General features: G+C 64.9%; 18 protein-coding genes. 8 read left to right on the forward strand and 10 right to left on the reverse strand.

What is annotated here, in order from left to right; genetic code table 11:
- Window positions 1-1,650 (reverse strand): outer membrane beta-barrel protein (locus AC0L21_RS20935; RefSeq protein WP_473263733.1); only part of this gene is annotated, 1,650 nt, incomplete at its 3' end.
- Between the two features lie 191 nt (window positions 1,651-1,841).
- Between AC0L21_RS20935 and AC0L21_RS20940 the strand changes: the two genes are divergently transcribed.
- The gene (locus AC0L21_RS20940; RefSeq protein WP_473263734.1) at window positions 1,842-2,849 is read left to right on the forward strand and encodes a KpsF/GutQ family sugar-phosphate isomerase; all 1,008 of its coding nucleotides are present in this window, start codon (window positions 1,842-1,844) and stop codon (window positions 2,847-2,849) included.
- Between the two features lie 101 nt (window positions 2,850-2,950).
- Here AC0L21_RS20940 and AC0L21_RS20945 read toward each other — a convergent pair whose 3' ends face one another.
- Entirely contained in the window at window positions 2,951-3,508 is a 558-nt protein-coding gene (locus AC0L21_RS20945; protein ID WP_473263735.1) for a carboxymuconolactone decarboxylase family protein, read from the reverse strand.
- Window positions 3,509-3,580: 72 nt separating this feature from the next.
- Between AC0L21_RS20945 and AC0L21_RS20950 the strand changes: the two genes are divergently transcribed.
- A complete protein-coding gene (locus AC0L21_RS20950) occupies window positions 3,581-3,910 on the forward strand; it encodes a winged helix-turn-helix transcriptional regulator (RefSeq protein WP_473263736.1) in 330 nt (109 codons plus the stop codon).
- Window positions 3,911-4,073: 163 nt separating this feature from the next.
- Here AC0L21_RS20950 and AC0L21_RS20955 read toward each other — a convergent pair whose 3' ends face one another.
- The 4 genes from AC0L21_RS20955 to hemH form a co-directional block, all read right to left on the reverse strand.
- Window positions 4,074-4,520 carry an NfeD family protein gene (locus AC0L21_RS20955; protein ID WP_473263737.1) on the reverse strand — a complete coding sequence of 149 codons (447 nt, stop codon included), beginning with the start codon at window positions 4,518-4,520 and terminating at the stop codon, window positions 4,074-4,076.
- Window positions 4,521-4,590: 70 nt separating this feature from the next.
- Window positions 4,591-5,595 carry an SPFH domain-containing protein gene (locus tag AC0L21_RS20960; RefSeq protein WP_473263738.1) on the reverse strand — a complete coding sequence of 335 codons (1,005 nt, stop codon included), beginning with the start codon at window positions 5,593-5,595 and terminating at the stop codon, window positions 4,591-4,593.
- A gap of 240 nt (window positions 5,596-5,835) precedes the next feature.
- A complete protein-coding gene (locus tag AC0L21_RS20965; RefSeq protein ID WP_473263739.1) occupies window positions 5,836-6,813 on the reverse strand; it encodes an ABC transporter substrate-binding protein in 978 nt (325 codons plus the stop codon).
- Between the two features lie 25 nt (window positions 6,814-6,838).
- Window positions 6,839-7,876, reverse strand: a complete 1,038-nt coding sequence (hemH, locus tag AC0L21_RS20970; protein ID WP_473263740.1) for a ferrochelatase — start codon at window positions 7,874-7,876, stop codon at window positions 6,839-6,841.
- A gap of 81 nt (window positions 7,877-7,957) precedes the next feature.
- Here hemH and AC0L21_RS20975 point away from each other — a divergent pair, with 81 nt between their 5' ends.
- Window positions 7,958-8,356 (forward strand): MAPEG family protein, encoded by a 399-nt coding sequence (locus AC0L21_RS20975; protein WP_473263741.1) that lies wholly within the window; start codon window positions 7,958-7,960, stop codon window positions 8,354-8,356.
- 166 nt (window positions 8,357-8,522) lie between these two features.
- On the opposite strand, the gene AC0L21_RS20980 is transcribed toward AC0L21_RS20975, so the two are convergent.
- Genes AC0L21_RS20980 through AC0L21_RS20990 form a run of 3 tightly spaced genes read right to left on the reverse strand, consistent with a single transcriptional unit; the run spans window position 8,523 to window position 12,342 of the window.
- Complete coding sequence (locus AC0L21_RS20980) at window positions 8,523-9,626, reverse strand: nickel/cobalt transporter (protein ID WP_473263742.1); 1,104 nt, start codon at window positions 9,624-9,626, stop codon at window positions 8,523-8,525.
- Window positions 9,623-10,261, reverse strand: coding sequence for a DUF1007 family protein (locus tag AC0L21_RS20985; protein ID WP_473263743.1), 639 nt, complete (start codon window positions 10,259-10,261; stop codon window positions 9,623-9,625). The genes AC0L21_RS20980 and AC0L21_RS20985 overlap by 4 nt, the downstream gene beginning before the upstream one ends.
- Window positions 10,261-12,342, reverse strand: coding sequence for a M3 family metallopeptidase (locus AC0L21_RS20990; protein ID WP_473263744.1), 2,082 nt, complete (start codon window positions 12,340-12,342; stop codon window positions 10,261-10,263). The genes AC0L21_RS20985 and AC0L21_RS20990 overlap by 1 nt, the downstream gene beginning before the upstream one ends.
- 135 nt (window positions 12,343-12,477) lie before the next feature.
- Here AC0L21_RS20990 and AC0L21_RS20995 point away from each other — a divergent pair, with 135 nt between their 5' ends.
- The 5 genes from AC0L21_RS20995 to AC0L21_RS21015 all read left to right on the forward strand — a co-directional run bounded on the left by AC0L21_RS20995 (window position 12,478) and on the right by AC0L21_RS21015 (window position 17,278).
- Window positions 12,478-12,732, forward strand: a complete 255-nt coding sequence (locus AC0L21_RS20995; RefSeq protein ID WP_473263745.1) for a hypothetical protein — start codon at window positions 12,478-12,480, stop codon at window positions 12,730-12,732.
- Between the two features lie 669 nt (window positions 12,733-13,401).
- Window positions 13,402-14,544 (forward strand): type III PLP-dependent enzyme, encoded by a 1,143-nt coding sequence (locus AC0L21_RS21000; protein ID WP_018453321.1) that lies wholly within the window; start codon window positions 13,402-13,404, stop codon window positions 14,542-14,544.
- 132 nt (window positions 14,545-14,676) lie between these two features.
- The gene (locus AC0L21_RS21005) at window positions 14,677-15,264 is read left to right on the forward strand and encodes a GNAT family N-acetyltransferase (protein WP_473263746.1); all 588 of its coding nucleotides are present in this window, start codon (window positions 14,677-14,679) and stop codon (window positions 15,262-15,264) included.
- A 134-nt stretch (window positions 15,265-15,398) separates the two neighbouring features.
- The gene (locus tag AC0L21_RS21010) at window positions 15,399-15,788 is read left to right on the forward strand and encodes a RidA family protein (RefSeq protein WP_473263747.1); all 390 of its coding nucleotides are present in this window, start codon (window positions 15,399-15,401) and stop codon (window positions 15,786-15,788) included.
- A 47-nt stretch (window positions 15,789-15,835) separates the two neighbouring features.
- Window positions 15,836-17,278, forward strand: a complete 1,443-nt coding sequence (locus AC0L21_RS21015; protein WP_473263748.1) for a homospermidine synthase — start codon at window positions 15,836-15,838, stop codon at window positions 17,276-17,278.
- Between the two features lie 134 nt (window positions 17,279-17,412).
- On the opposite strand, the gene AC0L21_RS21020 is transcribed toward AC0L21_RS21015, so the two are convergent.
- Window positions 17,413-17,748: a hypothetical protein gene (locus AC0L21_RS21020; protein ID WP_007597175.1), complete on the reverse strand. Its 336-nt coding sequence runs from the start codon at window positions 17,746-17,748 to the stop codon at window positions 17,413-17,415.
- Window positions 17,749-17,813: the final 65 nt, after the last annotated feature.

The following is a 17,813-nucleotide window of genomic DNA, read 5'->3' on the forward strand; positions in this document are numbered from 1 at the left end:
GCTTTCGAACGAGTAGGTCTTGTCATTGCGATTCTGGCCCTGGTAGTCGTAGGTGCCGTAGGTGAATTTGCCCACTGCCGTAAGCCAGCGGCGGAAGTCGTGATCGACTTCGATCCCGTAGGTATGCACCAGCACGCCGGAGGAGCCGGGGATGGTGGTCTCGGCGATCTGCGTGTCGGTGGCGAATTTCACCGTGGTGAGGCCGCTTGCGTTCCAGATCAGCGAGCCCGAGGTCAGGAAGCCCGCAAGCTGGCTCAGTCGCGGGTCGACATAGTTGCGCGCGGAATAGCCGACCGAGACCTCGCCGGTGAGGATGCGCGAGAATTCGAATGACGTGCCGACCTTGGCGTAGCCGCCGTTTGAATCGCGGAAGTAGCCGTTGCGGTCGGCGGCCTGGTCATGCACGCGGGTGTCGCCCTGGACCTCGACGAACGGTTTCAGGCCCGGCTTCAGTTCGTAGGAGAAGCGCCCGACGCCGCCATACTGGTTGAAGTCGCGGTCATCGTTGCTGAAGGTCGAGCCGTCGGTGAGCTTGGAGTTGGTGTAGGCGGTGCGATCCACGGTGGCGCCGGCCGCGACCTGGAAGCGGTTGAAGGTCTGGTCGAAGCCGACGGTGGTGCCATAGGTGGCGTAAACAGGATATTTCTGCAGGCCGGCCTGCACGTTCGGGCTGCCGGGATTGTCGGTGGCGAGCCGCAGGCGCAGCTGCGTGGTCAGCTTGAGATCGCGATTGACGTCGATGCGGCCGTCGACGTGGCCGTTGAAGTCGGGCCGGTCGACCTCGACCGGCGAGGGCGAGGCAAAGCCGTCGATCGTCGCGGGCATGTTGTTGGTGTAGCCCGAGAACGAGCCGCGCAGATCCGCGACCAGCGCGTGGCGCTCCCAATCGGACACCACGAGCAGGTCGGGCGCGACGACATAGGCCGGCGAGCCGACCGGCTTGTTCAAACGCGCCGGGTTGGTGTCGTAGCCGGTGGAGAGCTCAAGCCCGCCCTTGATCAGGAAGCTGCCGGCATAGTCGCCGACCGCGCCGAACGCATCCTCGTCGAGCTTGAGGCGGCGGCGCAGCGGCTGGCCGGGGACGTTGCCGGCCAGCGCCGGCGGCACCGGCGTCTTGTGCGCGGTCTCGGACGGCGGCGGCGCGATGCGCGGCGGGCCGAGCGTCCGCTCAGGCGTCGCCGGGGGCACTGGCGAGCCGGGGCCGACCGGGCGCTTCGGCTTCGGTTGTCCGGGATAGAGCTTCGGCTGCTGTCGCTTGCGGTTGAGTGAATCGTAGCCGGAGGCGCTGGCGCCATTGGCAGCGGGCAGGCCGTAGATCGGGACCTGATTGGTCGGGTTTGGGTTGGTCGAGTTTTGGCTGTTCGGGTTCTGGCCTGGGCGCGCCGGCGTCTGCTGGCGCTTGCGCAAATCGGCGTTGGGGTCGGGCAGCGTCGGCAGTGCATCCGACGGTGCCTGCGGCACGCCCGCGGTGCGGCGCGTCGGCAGCGTGTCGGGCGAGGCGAAGCCACCGCGGTTGGGACTGAACAGGTCTGGGGTGAGGCTCTGGGCGGCCACGGGGGCGCTTCCGAGGACCGTCAGCGCAAAGCACGGCAAAGCCGCGCGCAGGAAATGCGCGCGCTTGCTCCGGCTCGTGCCTGGAGACGACCCCACGATGGAAGAACTCCAACGAAATCAAACACTTTCGCGATTGCCCCCACCGATCGACGGGAACCATCGTTAATGGAGTTAAAACAACTATGGTTAACGACCGGTTGAGGGTTGGGGCGCCCTCGTCGCCTCGAAGGCCGTGGCGTGCTAAGCAGGCGCCAACGGGCGAACACCCCTCCTCCCTGGACCAGAACATGCCGAGTTCGAAACCGCTGATGACCCAATCATCCGGCCCCATTCCCGACAGCGTCGAATCCGCACTCCGCACGCTGGAAACCGAGAGCGGCGGTATCAATGCGCTCGCCGTCGCCCTGCGCGGCCCGCTTGGCGCGAGCTTCGCCCAGGCGGTCGATCTGATCCGCAACGCGAAGGGCCGCGTCATCGTCACCGGGCTCGGCAAATCGGGCCATATGGGGCGCAAGATCGCGGCAACGCTGGCCTCGACCGGCACGCCCGCCTTCTTCGTGCACACCGCCGAAGCCGCCCATGGCGACCTCGGCATGATCACCACCGACGACGTCATCATGGCGCTGTCCTGGTCCGGCGAGCAGCCGGAGATGAAGACACTGGTGAACTATTCCGCCCGGTTCGCCATCCCGATGATCGCGGTGACGTCAAATGCGGCATCCTCGCTGGGACAAGCGGCCGACATCGTGATCGAGTTGCCGAAAGCGCGCGAGGCCTGCCCGCACAATCTGGCGCCGACCACCTCGACGTTGATGCAGGCTGCGATCGGCGATGCGCTCGCGATCGCCCTGCTCGAAGGCCGCGGCTTCACCGCGCTGGAGTTCGCGCACTTCCACCCGGGCGGCAAGCTCGGCGCCATGCTGAAATTCGTCCGCGACTACATGCGCACCGGCGCGGAGATCCCCCTCAAGCCGCTCGGCACCAAGATGTCGGACGCGGTGATGGAGATGTCGGCCAAGGGCCTCGGCTGCGTCTGCATCGTCAACGATGCAGCCGAGGCTGTCGGCATCATCACCGACGGCGATTTGCGCCGCCACATGCGGCCGGACCTGCTGACAGCGTCGGTCGATGACGTCATGACCAGGCAGCCGAAGACCGTGCCGCCCTCGATGCTGGCCACCGAGATGATCGAGGTGCTCAACACCCGCAAGATCACGACACTGGTCGTGACCGAGGCGGACAAGGTGGTGGGTATCGTGCACCTGCACGATCTGCTGCGGGCGGGCGTGGCGTAGCGCGTCCCTTTCTCTTTCGTCATTGCGAGCGCAGCGAAGCAATCCAGACTGCCTCCGCGGAAAGATTCTGGATTGCTTCGCTACGCTCGCAATGACGGCGGTTAGAGCGGCGCAGGAAATCTTGCCGCCGTCTCCTCCAGCGGCAACCGCAACCCGTTCGCCAGATACGACACCGTGCGGTAGAAGCCGCACAGCAACATGATCTCCAGGATCTGCGCCTCGTCGTAATGCGCCGACAGCGCGGCGAATTCGGCGTCGTCAAGCGACGCACGGTGATGCAGCGCGTCAACGGCGGCGATCAGCGCCTGCTCGGCCGGGGACCAGCACGGCGACGTCGCATCGCCCTGCATGGTGGCACGCACCTCCGGCTCACTCAGTCCCGCCGGCGCGGCAAAGATCGCGACGTGCACGCCCCATTCATATTCGCATTTGTTCAGCGCGCAGGTGCGGTCAATGACGATCTCGCGCTGGCGCAACGAGAGCGGGCCGGGATCGAGCAGGCCGCCGGCGCGAAACTTGTCCCAGGCGCGGGTGTGGCCCGCCATCACCTGGAACAGCAGCAACGGCGGCGCACCGCGCATGATGCGGTCGAACTGCGCCTGGATCTCCGGGGGATAAGGCGGGGTAAGCGGGGCAATGCGCGGTGTGGCCTGGGACATCAGCCGTCTCTCTTGCTACATTTGTTGTAGCGATACGCTACACTATTTGTAGCGACACGCAAGAGGGCGACGATGGCGAAACAGACCTCCTCCAGATCGCGCAGCGTCCGTGGCTCGCGCTCCGGGCGACCGATCATGGCGCTGCTCGACATCCTGGGGCGACGCTGGAGCCTGCGAATCCTGTGGGAGCTGCGCGATGCCCACCTCACCTCGCGCGCATTGCGCACCGCCTGCGACGAGGCCTCGCCGACGGTGCTGCAGGCGCGGCTGGACGATTTGCGCGAGGCCGGATTCGTGGAGCTGGGCGAAGCCGGCGGTTACGGGCTGACGGCGCTCGGGCGGGAATTGTGCGAGACGTTCATGCCGCTGCACCAGCTTGCGGAGCGGTGGAAGAAGGGTTGAGACTGCTGTTCTCCCTCTCCCCGTTCTTACGGGGAGAGGGTTGGGGTGAGGGGCTGCTCCGCAAACAAGGTGAGAGACGGACTCGCCGAGACTCCCCCTCACCCGGATTGCATCTTCGATGCAATCCGACCTCTCCCCGCAAGCGGGGCGAGGTACGATAAGACTACGCCGCCGCCACTGTCAGATTCGCACCGTCCACTTGCACCACCTTCACACGCGTGCCCGCTGGCGTATCGGGGCCCGCGATGCGCCAGACCGTGTCGCCGATACGCATGGTGCCGTTGCCGTCGACGATCGGCTTCTCCAGCGTGAACTCGCGGCCGAGCAGCGCATCCGCGCGCTTGTTGAGGAAGGGGCTGGCGGCAATTGCATCCGGCTTCGGCCGGGCGAGCCGGCGCCATACCGGCACGGCGGCGACGGCGAAGATCGCGAACATCACGAGCTGGATCTGCCAGGATATCGCTGCTCCGAACGAGATCAGGCCGACCAGCAACGCGGCGAGCCCGAGCCAGAACAGGAAGATTCCCGGCGCCAGCACCTCCAGCGCCATCAGGACGAAGCCGAAGATCAGCCAGTTCCAGGTGCCGAGCGATACGAACATGTCGGTCATGACACGACCTCTTTGAAATGGCGCATGCCCTTGTCGGAAAACCGGTGTCCACTTTTCCGGGGCATGCGCTTTACCCCTGCCGCGGCGGCACCGCCGGCGGCGTGCTGCCGGTGGTCGTCGGCACCGAACCGCGACGAGCGGCGGCAGCGGCGGATGCCGCACTCTCGCCGAACGTCGCCTTCGCAATCTCGCCGATGCCGGCGAGCGAGCCCAGCATGCTCATCGCTTCAACCGGAAGCATGATGACCTTCTGGTTCGGCGACTCAGCGAGCTGCCCGAACGCCTTGATATATTTGTCCGCGATAAAATAATTCAGCGCCGCGACGTCGCCCTTGGCGATGGCTTCACTGACCATCTGCGTCGCCTTGGCCTCGGCTTCCGCAGACCGCTCGCGTGCTTCGGCGTCGCGGAAGGCGGCCTCGCGGCGACCTTCCGCCTGGAGGATCTGGCCCTGCTTGGCACCCTCGGCGCGCAGGATCTCGGACTGGCGTGCACCTTCAGCCTGAAGGATGTCGGCGCGTTTGACGCGCTCGGCCTTCATCTGTCGGCCCATGGCTTCGACGAGGTCTGCCGGCGGCACGATGTCCTTGATCTCGATACGATTGACCTTCAGGCCCCAGGGTGAGACGGCGGCATCGACCACACGCAGCAGGCGCTCGTTGATTTCGTCACGGTGCGACAACACCTGGTCGAGATCCATCGAACCCATCACCGAACGGATGTTGGTCATGGTCAGCACCGTGACGGCTTGGGTCAGGTTGGAGACCTCGTAGCTCGCCTTGGCGGCGTCGAACACCTGAAAGAAGGCGACGCCGTCGACCGTCACGGTGGCGTTGTCCTTGGTGATCACCTCCTGCTCGGGAATGTCGATCACCTGCTCCATCATGTTGATCTTGCGCCCGACGCGATCGAAATAGGGCACGATCAGATTGAGCCCGGGGCTCAGCGTCTGGGTGTATTTGCCGAACCGCTCGATGGTCCAATCATAGCCCTGCGGCACCGTCTTTACGCCGGCCACCAGCGTGACGATGACGAGCAAAACCAGGACAATCGCGAAAATGTCGAAACCGCTCATATTTCCTCCAAGGCGGAAAGGATTGTCGGGAAAAGGCCTTTTCCGCGCTGTCATTGGTCGGGATCACGACCCTACCGGTTCAGCGGTCGCGATTCACGTCGGTATCAGCACGATTCTGCACAAGACGCGCTTGGAGGGAACGGCCATGATATGTATTTCCGAAAGGCTCTTGAAACGTGCGGGCGCAAACCTAGCGGCGAAAGTTAACGAATCCGGACATGTCGTCCGTCACAGCCGAATTCATTCGATGACTTCGTTCGCGATTGCGAGCAAGCCCGGCGGAAGCGTGACGCCAAGCGCCTTGGCCGCCTTGAGGTTGACCGTGAGCTCGAACTTGGTGGGGTTCTGCACCGGCAGGTCGGCAGGCCGCGCGCCCTTCAGGACGCGATCGATATAGCCTGCGGCGCGGCGGAGCTGCTCGGCGCTGTCGGTGCTATAGGACATCAGCCCGCCGTCCTCGACGAAACTGCGGCTCCAGAACACCGCGGGCACGTGCGCCTCGGCAATCGCCGCGAGCAGATGGGCGCGGTTGGCCATGGTGAAGAAGTCCGGCAGGATCAGGAAGCCGCCGTCTTTGCGCGACACCAGCGCCGCGATCGTGTCTGCGTCATGGACGGGCGTGGGCTCGACCATCACATGAAGCGTCCGCGCAGCGTCCTCGATCGTACGCAGCATCAGGGGCGCGAACGGCGCGGTGGCGGGATTGTAGACCACGAACACACGGGACGGTCTTGGCGTGACCTGCGTCAGCATCTCAAGCCATTTGCCGGCCAGCGGGCCGTCGTAATCGGTGAAGCCGGTGATATTGCCCCCGGGATGGGCGAGATTCTGGACAAAGCCCTGGCTGACCGGATCGGTGACGACGGCGAAAACGATCGGGATCGTCGTCGTGCGCCGGCGCAGCTCCTCGACCGAGGGCGTGCCGACCGCAAGCAGGATGTCGGGCTTGAGCGCCACGAGTTCGTCGGCGAGTTGCGCGATGCGCGCACGGTCGCCGCCGCCGTTACGCCAATCGATCTCAAGGCTGCCGTGCTCCTTCCAGCCCTGCCCGGCAAGCGCCTCGACCAGGACCGCGCTACGCGTCTGCCCGATCGCGTCGTCCGCCGCAGTGACCGAGAGCACGCCGAGCCGGCGCGTCGCATTCGGTTGCTGCGCCAGCACCGAGGCCGGCAGCGCCGCGGTCACCCCAAGAAGCGCCAGAACCTCGCGGCGGTTCATGGGGCGCTCCTCGGATCCAGGCTCACTAGATCCAGCCCTGGAGCTCGCGCAGCACCAGCGTTCGGATCACATCCATGCCGGGGGCGCTGTCGTTGAGGCAGGGGATCGCGGAAAACTGCTCGCCGCCATTGTGCTCGAAGATCTCGGCATTCTCCTGCGCGATCTCCTCCAGCGTCTCGAGGCAGTCGGCGGAAAAACCCGGCGTGATCACCGCGATACGACGCACGCCCTCTTTCGCCAGACGCTCCATGGTCTTATCGGTGTAGGGCTGCAGCCACTCGTCGAATCCGAAGCGCGACTGGAAGGTCAGCAGCAGCTTTGTCTCGTCCATGCCGAGCCGGCGCCGCAGCGCCTCCGTGGTCGCGACGCATTGGCTCTGATACGGGTCGCCCTTGTCGACATAGGCCTTCGGCATGCCGTGGAAGGAGGCGACGATCAGCTCCGGCGTGAACGGCAGGCTCGCCAGATGCGTCTCGAGCGAGGAGGCGAGCGCCTCGATGTAGGCTTCGTCCTCGTAATAAGGCGGCGTCACCCGCAGCGTCGGCTGCGCACGCAGCCGCGCAAGCACGCGAAACACCTCGTCGCAGACGGTGGCCGACGTCGCGGCGGAATATTGCGGATAGAGCGGTACGGCAAGGATGCGGTCGCAGCCCTTCGCAATCAGTGCATCGACGCCCGACTTGATCGAGGGATTACCGTAGCGCATCGCCCATTCCACCGTGACCTGCTCGCGGTCCGACAGCATGGCTCCGAGCTTGTCGCTCTGCGAGCGCGTGATGGTCTTGAGCGGCGACTCGTTCTTCTCGGTGTTCCAGATCTTGAGATAGTCGCGCGCCTTGGCGCGGGGGCGGGTGCGCAGGATGATGCCGTTCAGCACCGCCTTCCAGATCAAGCCCTGATCCTCGATGACGCGGGCGTCCGAGAGGAACTCCTTCAGATACACCCGCACGCCGCGCGCGTCGGCGGTATCGGGCGTGCCGAGATTGACCAGGAGTACGCCGACGCGCGGCTGGCCGGACTGGGGCAGCGGCTTCGTGGTTTTGAGAGGGGCCAGGATTGTCATGCCTCGTTGGGTCGCGCGTTGCCCCGAGCTTGTCAAGATCAGGCCGGTTTCGCTAGGGTCGCACCGAGGCGGGGAGGAAAGATGACACTCGCGGAATGGTGCGTCTTCGGAGCATTGCTGCTCTATTTGGTGACGATCGTCTCGGTCAAATGGATCAGGTTTCGCGGCTTCGACAATTCGCGGCCGCGCGACCCCGCTTTCTTCGAGGACGCCATCGCGCAGCGCGCGCTCGGCGCGCACCAGAACGGCATCGAGACCTTTCCGTTCTTCGCCTTTGCGGTGCTGCTGGCCGAATACAGGGATTCGCCGCAGCGCCTGATCGACGAGCTCGCGGTGCTGTTCCTGATCGTACGGATCGCCTATGTGCTGACCTATCTCGGCAACCGCCCGACGCTGCGCTCCATCCTCTGGAGCATCGGCTTTGCGATCAATCTCGGGATCTTCTTCATGCCGGCCTTGAAGCGGTTTCTGCCGGTGTGATTCTTTTTCTTCCTTCTCCCCTTGTGGGAGAAGGTGGCGCGAAGCGCCGGATGAGGGGTTCTATCCGCGAACGCAGCTGCAAGAGGATCGCTCGCGGAGACAACCCCTCACCCGCCTCGCCGCTACGCGGCGAGCCACCCTCTCCCACAAGGGGAGAGGGAAAAACTCAAAAACACGTCGTCCGTTCGGCCGCGATGTAACCCAACAACAGGCCTGCACCGAACAGCAGCACGAGCCCGGCGGCGGCGAATTCGATGCCGCGCATGAACAGTGCGCCATTGCCGTCGCGTCCGGCGCTCAGGCGGGCGGCGATGTCCTTGGCGGAGACGGCGACCACCGCGATGGCCGCGACCGTGATCGCTGTGCCGAGCCCCATCAGCAGGGTCGCGGCGATGCCGGCCCAGAACAGGCCTTGGGCCAGCGCGAACACCAGCACCAGGATCGCGCCCGAACAGGGGCGGATGCCGACGGTCAGGATGGCGGCTAAGCCGCGCCCCCAGCCACCGGGGCCGGCGAGCTCGCTCGGCGTGGGGCCGTGGGAATGGCCGCAATGCTCGTCATGGACGTGGTCATGCCCGTGATCGTGATGGGCGTGATTATGGTGATCGTGGTCATGATGGTCATGCACATCATGATTGTGGTGATGGTCGTGATCACCGTGATGCGGCACACCCGCGATCGCGGGCACCGGCTGAACCGCCTGCAGCGCACGGATGAAGGTGCGGCCCTTGACCCAGACCAGGCGCAGGCCAAACAGCGCGATCAACGCGTAGCTTGCGATCTCGATCGCGCCTTCCGCCTTGCACATGGTCTTGGCGGTCGCATTCAGCACCCAGGCCGAGATGCCGACAATCAGGATCGCCACCAGCGACTGCATCAGCGCGGAGGCAAACGACAGCACGATGCCGCGCCGGGCGGTCTCGCGATTGGCGACGAGATAGGAGGCGATCACCGCTTTGCCGTGGCCCGGGCCTGCCGCGTGGAAGATGCCGTAGGCAAAGGAGATGAAGAGCAGCGTCCACACCGCCGAGCCGTCGGACTTCGCGGCGCGGATCGTCGCAGACATCTGGCGATAGAATTCCGACTGTTTTGCCAAGAGCCAGCCGATGAGGCCACTGGCCTCAGGCTCAGCCGCCGGCGCGGATCTTGGGGCGCCGAAAGGGTTCTGCGCGAGGAGATCGTGGAGTGCGGCGTCGGCCGCGGCCACGACGAAAAGAACGCCGGCGCAGACGGCGAGCCCGCGCGCCAATGGCGTGAGTTGCGGCTTCAAGGGCAATCCACCGTGATCTTGTTGGCGAACATCATGCCGAAATTGGTGTTCTCGCCGTTCATGAAGGTCTGCTCGTTGAGCTTCTGGGCACTGGCGGTGCCGTCGCTCGGCCGGTCAAGTTTCATCTGGCAGCCGGCGGGCGCGCCGACCAGCTTGACCGGGTTGTCCTTGGCCATCTGGAAGTCGATGAAGAAGGAGCGGTCGAACACTTCGAGCATCAATTGCTTGGGCTTGACCGGGTTCTTCAGCGGCAGCGTGAAGTGCAGGGTCAGGACCGTATCCTTGTAGTCGAGGAAATAGTCGACTGGCTCCTGGAACCGCTCCTTCTTGCCGTCGGCTCGCGCGAAGGTGAAGTAGGCATATTCCTTCAGCGATTCGACATTGGTCTGTGCCAGTGGAGCCAGCTCCTCGCGGGTGTAGGCGCCCTTGGCCTTGCTCTCCAACCCCTGCACGGCATAGGCCGAGAACATGTCGTCAAAGGTCCAGGCGTGGCGCACGCCGGTGATGGTGCCGTCCTCGGCGTAGAGCAGCTCACTGGTGGCCGTGATCCAGACATGCGGATGCGCCCGCGCCGCGCCTGATGCGAGCGACAGGGCGACGGCAAGCAACAGTCCGAACAGGGCGCGCATGCCCATCAGGCCGCCTTCGGGGCGTCGAGCAGGCCGCGACGGTGCAAGAGCGCGTCCGGCTCCGGCGGCCGGCCGCGGAAGGCCTCATAGGCGGCTTCCGGATCGACCGATCCGCCGCTCGAGTAGATGTCGTCGTGCAGGCGCTTTGCGACGGCGGGATCGAAGATGTCGCCGGCTTCCTCGAATGCACCAAAGGCGTCGGCGTCCATCACCTCCGACCACATGTAGCTGTAATAGCCGGCCGCATAATGATCGCCGGTGAAGATGTGACCGAATTGCGTGGGACGGTGACGCAGCGATATCTCCTCGGGCATGCCGATCTTCTCCAGCTCGCGTCTCTCGAAGGCGCGGACATCCTGCGCGGCGATGGCCGGCTGGGTGTGGAATTCGAGATCGATCAGCGCCGAGGAGACGAACTCGACGGTGGCGAAACCCTGGTTGAATTTTCGCGCGGCCAGGAATCGTTGCAGCAGATCGTCCGGCAGCGGCTCGCCAGTCTGGTAGTGGCGGGCGAACTGCTGCAGCACCTCCGGCCGCTCCTGCCAGTGCTCGTAGAGCTGTGAGGGCAATTCGACGAAGTCGGTGAACACGGAGGTGCCCGACAGCGACGGATAGGTCACGTTGGAGAGCATGCCGTGCAGGCCGTGGCCGAACTCGTGGAACAGGGTGCGGGCATCGTCGGGCGACAGCAGCGAGGGTTCCCCGTCCGCGCCCTTGGAGAAGTTGCAGATGTTGAGGATTAGCGGCGCGACCTCGCCGTCGAGCTTCTGCTGGTCGCGCAGCGAGGTCATCCAGGCGCCGGAGCGCTTCGACGGCCGGGCGAAGTAGTCGCCATAGAACAGCGCCTTGTGCTTGCCGTCCCGCCCCTTCATCTCCCAGACCCGGACGTCCGGATGCCAGACGGGCACGTCCTTGCGCTCGGCGAAGGTGACGCCGAACAGGCGCGTGGCGCAATCGAAGGCGGCGGCGATCATGTGGTCGAGCGCTAGATACGGCTTGATCGCGGCGTCGTCGAAATTGGCGCGCTGAAGGCGCAGCTTTTCGGCATAGAAGCGCCAGTCCCAGGGGGCGAGCTTGAAATTGCCGCCCTCCTCGGTGATCAGCGCCTGCATGTCGTCGCGATCCGCGAGCGCTCGCGCCCGCGCGGGCGTCCAGACCCGCTCCAGAAGGCCGCGCACCGCTTCCGGCGTCTTGGCCATGGAATCCTCGAGCCGGTAGGCCGCGAAGGTCGGATAACCCAGGAGATTGGCGCTCTCCTCGCGCAGCTTCAGGACCTCGACGATGGTCGCGTTGTTGTCGTTGGCATTGCCGTTGTCGCCCCGCGCGGTGAAGGCCTTGTAGGCCTTCTCGCGCAGGTCACGCCGGGCCGAGCTTTTCAGGAACTGTTCGACCGAGGAGCGCGACAGGGTGAGGATGGCCTTGCCGGCCATGCCGCGTTCTTCTGCCGCAGCCTTGGCGCTGGCGACAAAACTCTCCGGCAGGCCCTGGCGGTCGGCCTCGCCGAGCTCCATGAACCATTCCTGCTCGTCGCCGAGCAGATGATGGCTGAAGCTGGTGCCGAGCTGGGCGAGCCGCTCGTTGATCTCCGCCATCCGCGCCTTGGCCTCTTCGGAGAGGCCGGCGCCGGAGCGGTGAAAGCGAGTGTAGGTGCGCTCGAGCAGGCGGAGCTGCTCCGGTGTCAGACCGAGATTGGCGCGGTTCTCGTGCAGCTGAGCGATGCGGCCAAACAGCACGGCGTTCATCATGATCGGATTCCAGTGCCGCGCCATCCGCAAGGAAACCTCCTTGTCGATCTCCAGGATGGCTGGGTTGGAGTGCGCCGAGACGAGGTCGTAGAAGACCGATGCGACCTTGCTGAGCAGCTTGCCCGAGCGCTCCAGCGCCGTGATGGTGTTGGCGAAGTCGGCGGCGGTCGGGTCGTTGGTGATCGCTGCGATCTCGGCGGAGTGGTCGGCGAAGGCCTGCTCGAAGGCCGGAAGGAAGTGCTCCGGCTTGATCTCGTCGAAGGGCGGGGTCGCAAATGGCGTCACCCACGCCTTCAGCAGCGGGTTGGTCTCGGAGTCCGTAGTTTGGCGGGGTTCTGACATTACAAGTCCCGATTTGTGGCTCGATTGTTGCGGCCAGCTATAGCACGCGATGGGGCTTTTTTGGGCCATTTGCCCTTGCTCCCGGCTGCCTTTTCGGGGAGATTGCGGCCCTCCAAGCCTAGGACCCCTGAGCTCATGAACGCGACCTCCTCGTCTTCCCGTCGGATCGTCTGGCCGAGCGTCATCACCGTCATCAGCGCCGCCATCCTGATCGGCGCCGAGGTGTTCGGCGCGGCGTTTGCTGGCGGCTGGGCGCTCGCGATCCTGTTCGGGCTGGGCGAGCAGGGCACGCACATCCTTCAGGCCGCGCTGTTTGCACTCGGCGTGTTCGTGATGACTGCCTTCATCCGCGCCGCTCAGCGCGTCGAGCCGTTCACGAAGCGCGGCTGAAGCGCGTAGGCGTGCGAGAGACACGCGCGCAGAAAACTTAACGCGCGTTCATCTTCCGCGTCGCTCGCGCAACACTGCGCAAGCAGATGTTAGGCAATTCTGTTCGCAGGCTAAAAAATCTCTTGCGAAGCAGAGTCAAAACACTTATGTGCGGATTGCCCAATTTCGCACGTGCCTGTGGTCGTGTGTCAGTCGGTAGGTATCCGGACAAGAGGCCGGACAGCCGCCAAGGGGTGAAGAAGCCGAGGGGCTCTTCGGAAGTGCGGAAGTCGGAAGGCTCATAGCCGGAAGACGAAAGCAAACCCGGAGCGTCCAGCATCTCTCTCAAAGAGATGCCTTGTCGAAGGTGACTTTGCTCTTTGCAACCGTGACTGGCAGCCGGAGGCGAACCGGCGCACCCCGCTCTCAACGGGGGACGCGACTTAAAGCAACGACGGATCGGGCTTTTTTGGTCTCTACCGGCAGTCCAACGCCGGCGCGGGCTACTGAAAAGGCTTGTCCTTCATTGCCAGGTGTGCGGGCGGGAACATTCCCAACCAATCCACGGCAGCACAGTCTGATGTGAGTCTTTGGCTCGTCGCGCCTCCATCGCGCGATTTGGCCGGAGCGCTCTTATCCGACGTCATTTTTTGAACGGATCCCCGTCGCTGGGCCGTTTGGGAGAGTGCTATGACCGACCGTATCCAGGAATTCCTGCGCAACCGCCGCAGCGAGGGCCTCGACACCGAGCCTTGCCTCGTCGTCGACCTCGAAGTCGTGCGCGACAATTACCAGACCTTTGCCAAGGCGCTGCCAGACAGCCGCGTGTTCTATGCCGTCAAGGCGAACCCGGCGCCGGAAGTGCTGGCTTTGCTCGCCTCCATGGGCTCCTGCTTCGACACCGCGACGGTCGCCGAGATCGAGATGGCGCTGGCCGCCGGTGCGACGCCCGACCGCATCTCCTTCGGCAACACGATCAAGAAGGAGCGCGACATCGCGCGTGCCTTCGCGCTCGGCATTCGGCTGTTCGCGGTCGATTGCGCCGCCGAAGTCGAGAAAGTCGCCCGTGCCGCGCCCGGCGCAAAGGTGTTCTGCCGCATCCTCTATGACTGCGCCGGTGCCGAATGGCCGCTGTCGCGCAAGTTCGGCTGCGATCCGGAGATGGCCGTCGACGTGCTCGACGTTGCCAAGCGTCTGGGCCTGGAGCCGTGCGGCATCTCCTTCCATGTCGGGTCGCAGCAGCGCAAGGTGAAGGCGTGGGACCGTGCGCTGGCGATGGCCTCGCAGGTGTTCCGCGACTGCGCCGAGCGCGGCATCAACCTGACCATGGTCAATATGGGCGGCGGTTTCCCGACCAAGTACCTGAAGGACGTGCCGCCGGTGGTGACCTACGGGCGCTCGATCTTCCGCGCGCTGCGCAAGCACTTCGGCAACCAGATTCCGGAGACCATCATCGAGCCGGGCCGCGGCATGGTGGGCAACGCCGGCATCATCGAGTCCGAGGTCGTGCTCATCTCGAAGAAGAGCGACGAGGACGAGGTGCGCTGGGTCTATCTGGACATCGGCAAGTTCGGCGGTCTCGCCGAGACCATGGACGAGTCGATCCGTTACGCCATCCGCACCCCGCATGACGGCGCGGACATGACGCCGTGCGTGCTCGCTGGGCCAACCTGCGACAGCGCCGACGTGCTGTACGAGAAGAACCCGTATCCGCTTCCGGTGACGCTCGAGATCGGCGACAAGCTGCTGATCGAAGGCACCGGGGCCTATACGTCGACCTATTCGGCGGTGGCGTTCAACGGCATCCCGCCGCTGAAGACCTACCACATCTGATCCGCCTCTCGTCCGAGGCCTGACGAACCCGGGAGCCGGCTTGCCGGCTCCCTCCCTGACATTTCGATTTCTGACGACGCCTTGGACCGGCGTGCTTTGCGCACGTCCGTTTCAAGCGGGGACTGACGCGCCATGACTGCTCTTCGGAAGACACAGGTTGCCCCCACCTCGAAAGCCGCTCCGTTCGCGATCCGCAGCGAGCGTGCTGGCGACGTTGCGATGCGTGAAGCGCTGCTCGATGCGTCCTTTGGCGAGAACCGCCATGGCCGCACCTGTCAGCGCCTGCGTGACGGACGCGCACCCGCTGCCGGCCTTGCGCTGGCCGCGATGCGCGAGGGGAAGCTCGTGGGAACCGTGCGGCTGTGGCACGTCAGCGCCGGAGGCAGGCCCGCTCTGGTCCTCGGACCGCTGGCGGTGGACCCTGCCTGCCGCGAGCTCGGGATCGGCGCCGCGCTGATGCAACAAGCGCTGGCTGTCGCCCGGGCGCACGGGCATGCCGCCGTGATCCTGCTCGGCGATGCCCCTTATTACGCCCGCTTCGGCTTCTCGCCTGAGAAGACCGGCGAGCTGTCGCTGCCCGGCCCGTTCGAGCGCGACCGCCTGCTGGCGATCGAATTCACGGCCGGTGCGCTGGATGGCGCCGCGGGGATGATCGTCCCGACTGGCGCGACCCTGCCCAAACGGAGGGTAGTTCGCGGCCTCGAGGCGCGCGCGGCGTAAGGGATTGCCATGATGGCGACAACCAAGCCGCGGCGAGCAGAGATGCTCGCGCGTGCCCTTTGCTTTAGGGTTGCGCGGGCCTGAGAAACGCCCTTTAACCCGCCAAACGCCCCCTTCAGTCGAGGCCCACGACCATGTCCCGTCGCCTGATCTCCACCGGCTCTCCGCTTGAGAAGACCGTCGGCTACAGCCGCGCCGTGATCGACGGCGAGTTCGCCTTCGTCGCGGGAACAACGGGCTATGACTACACCACGATGACGATGCCGGCCGATGTCACGAGCCAGTCACGCAACTGCTTCAAGACCATCCAAGCCGCCCTGCAGGAGGGCGGATTCGAGATGGCCGATATCGTCCGTGCAACCTATTACGTCACCGACGCCAGCTATATCGATGCCCATTTCGCCGTCTGCGGCGAGGTTCTCGGTGACATCAGGCCGGCCGCGACCTTGCTGGTCGTCAGCGGCCTCGCCAAGCCCGAGATGAAGGTCGAGATCGAAGTCACTGCCAAGCGCCGCAGCGCCTGAGCCATCCTCACCATTTGTTCGTCAGCACGTTCCGGAGAAACCATCCCATGAGCCCCGCCTCGCAGATCTACGCGAAGATCACTGGTCCCATCGTCATGGTCGGCTTCGGCTCCATCGGGAAAGGCACGTTGCCGCTGATCGAGCGGCATCTCGATTACGACAAGTCGCGCGTTACCGTGATCGATCCGAAGGACGAGGGGCGCAAGGCCCATTGCGAGAAGCAGAATGTGCGCTTCATCCAGAAGGGCGTGACCAAGGACAATTATCGGGAGTTGCTGACCCCGCTGCTCACCGAAGGCGGCGGCCAGGGCTTTTGCGTCAATCTCTCGGTCGACACCGGCTCAACCGACATCATGGAGCTCTGCAACGAGCTCGGCGCTCTCTATATCGACACCGTTAACGAGCCCTGGCTCGGCTTCTATTTCGACTCCACGGAGGGCCCGGAGGCGCGCTCCAACTACGCCCTTCGCGAAGCGACGCTGGCTGCCAAGAAGGCGCGCCCTGCGGGCTCGACGACGGCCGTCTCCTGCTGTGGCGCCAATCCCGGCATGGTCTCCTTTTTCGTCAAGCAGGCGCTGCTCAACGTCGCCGCCGATCTGAAGCTCAATGCCCCCAAGCCGAAGACCAAAGCCGAATGGGCCGACTTGATGCGACAGGCCGGCATCAAGGGCATCCATATCGCCGAACGCGATACCCAGCGCTCCAAGAAGCCGAAAGAGCCCGATGTCTTCGTCAACACCTGGTCGGTGGAAGGTTTCCTCTCGGAAGGCGTGCAGCCATCAGAACTCGGCTGGGGCACCCACGAAAAATGGATGCCCGAGAATGCGCGCACCCACGAATCCGGGTGCGGCGCCGCCATCTATCTGATGCAGCCCGGCGCCAATACCCGCGTGCGCACCTGGTGCCCGACCCGCGGCGCGCAGTATGGCTTCCTGGTCACCCACAATGAGTCGATCTCGATCGCCGATTACTTCACGGTGCGCGATGCATCGGGCACGGCGGTCTACCGGCCGACCTGCCACTATGCCTATCATCCGGCTGATGATGCCGTGCTGTCGCTGCACGAAATGTTCGGCCGCGCCGCGAAGATGCAGGAGAAGCACCACATCCTCGACGAGAACGAAATCGTCGACGGCATCGACGAACTCGGCGTTCTGCTGTTCGGCCACGACAACAATGCCTATTGGTACGGCTCGCAGCTCTCCATCGAAGAGACCCGCAGGCTCGCGCCCTACCAGAACGCCACCGGCCTGCAAGTGACCTCCGCCGTGCTCGGCGGCATGGTGTGGGCGCTGGAAAACCCGAAGGAAGGCATCGTCGAAGCCGACGAGATGGATTTCGATCGTCTGCTGGAAATTCAGCTGCCCTATCTCGGGCCGGTGAAGGGTTTTTATACCGACTGGACGCCGCTCACCGACCGTCCCGGACTGTTTCCGGAAGATATCGATACGAGCGACCCGTGGCAGTTCCGGAATGTACTGGTGCGGTGAGAGCCGTCACCCAACTCTCCGCTCGTCGTTCCGGGGCGCGCCACTTGGCGCGAGCCCGGAATCCATCAGGCGACAGAATCCGCTGACAAGTGGATTCCGGGCTCGCGCTACGCGCGCCCCGGAATGCAGGGGGCCTACTTCCTCTCGATCGGAGGCGCTATCTTCTCGGCTGGCGCCGGCGGCAATGCTGGTTTGGCCGCGCCGGCAGCCCCTTGCGTCTGTGGGTCGGGCCGCGCGGGCTCCGGAGCGGGCGTGGTCGGCCGGTCGCCGCCGGGCTTGGCTTCGGCAGGCTTGTTCTGGTCGTCGGACGGCGTGCCCTGAAGGGGTTGCGTCGCCTGGGCGGTCTGCATCCGGGTCTCGGCGCGGATTTGCGCCAGCGACATGCCCGACACCACAACGCCGGCTGCGAACAGCGAGCAGGCGACCATCAGGTCGAGCTTCAGTCTGCGCTTGTCATATTGGCCGGGCATGTCGATCACCGCCTTTGTCCTCGGGATCAACTAAATCGCCGGTCTGCGGTTCCCTGCCCGTGGTG

It is taken from the genome of Bradyrhizobium sp. WSM4873 (assembly GCF_055811355.1).

Excerpts from the sequence above, each read along its gene's own strand:
- AC0L21_RS20940 (WP_473263734.1), top strand. The coding sequence starts at position 1,842 with ATGCCGAGTTCGAAACCGCTGATGACCCAATCATCCGGCCCCATTCCC.
- AC0L21_RS20945 (WP_473263735.1), bottom strand. The coding sequence starts at position 3,508 with ATGTCCCAGGCCACACCGCGCATTGCCCCGCTTACCCCGCCTTATCCC.
- AC0L21_RS20950 (WP_473263736.1), top strand. The coding sequence starts at position 3,581 with ATGGCGAAACAGACCTCCTCCAGATCGCGCAGCGTCCGTGGCTCGCGC.
- AC0L21_RS20955 (WP_473263737.1), bottom strand. The coding sequence starts at position 4,520 with ATGACCGACATGTTCGTATCGCTCGGCACCTGGAACTGGCTGATCTTC.
- AC0L21_RS20960 (WP_473263738.1), bottom strand. The coding sequence starts at position 5,595 with ATGAGCGGTTTCGACATTTTCGCGATTGTCCTGGTTTTGCTCGTCATC.
- AC0L21_RS20965 (WP_473263739.1), bottom strand. The coding sequence starts at position 6,813 with ATGAACCGCCGCGAGGTTCTGGCGCTTCTTGGGGTGACCGCGGCGCTG.
- hemH (WP_473263740.1), bottom strand. The coding sequence starts at position 7,876 with ATGACAATCCTGGCCCCTCTCAAAACCACGAAGCCGCTGCCCCAGTCC.
- AC0L21_RS20975 (WP_473263741.1), top strand. The coding sequence starts at position 7,958 with ATGACACTCGCGGAATGGTGCGTCTTCGGAGCATTGCTGCTCTATTTG.
- AC0L21_RS20985 (WP_473263743.1), bottom strand. The coding sequence starts at position 10,261 with ATGGGCATGCGCGCCCTGTTCGGACTGTTGCTTGCCGTCGCCCTGTCG.
- AC0L21_RS20990 (WP_473263744.1), bottom strand. The coding sequence starts at position 12,342 with ATGTCAGAACCCCGCCAAACTACGGACTCCGAGACCAACCCGCTGCTG.
- AC0L21_RS20995 (WP_473263745.1), top strand. The coding sequence starts at position 12,478 with ATGAACGCGACCTCCTCGTCTTCCCGTCGGATCGTCTGGCCGAGCGTC.
- AC0L21_RS21000 (WP_018453321.1), top strand. The coding sequence starts at position 13,402 with ATGACCGACCGTATCCAGGAATTCCTGCGCAACCGCCGCAGCGAGGGC.
- AC0L21_RS21005 (WP_473263746.1), top strand. The coding sequence starts at position 14,677 with ATGACTGCTCTTCGGAAGACACAGGTTGCCCCCACCTCGAAAGCCGCT.
- AC0L21_RS21010 (WP_473263747.1), top strand. The coding sequence starts at position 15,399 with ATGTCCCGTCGCCTGATCTCCACCGGCTCTCCGCTTGAGAAGACCGTC.
- AC0L21_RS21015 (WP_473263748.1), top strand. The coding sequence starts at position 15,836 with ATGAGCCCCGCCTCGCAGATCTACGCGAAGATCACTGGTCCCATCGTC.
- AC0L21_RS21020 (WP_007597175.1), bottom strand. The coding sequence starts at position 17,748 with ATGCCCGGCCAATATGACAAGCGCAGACTGAAGCTCGACCTGATGGTC.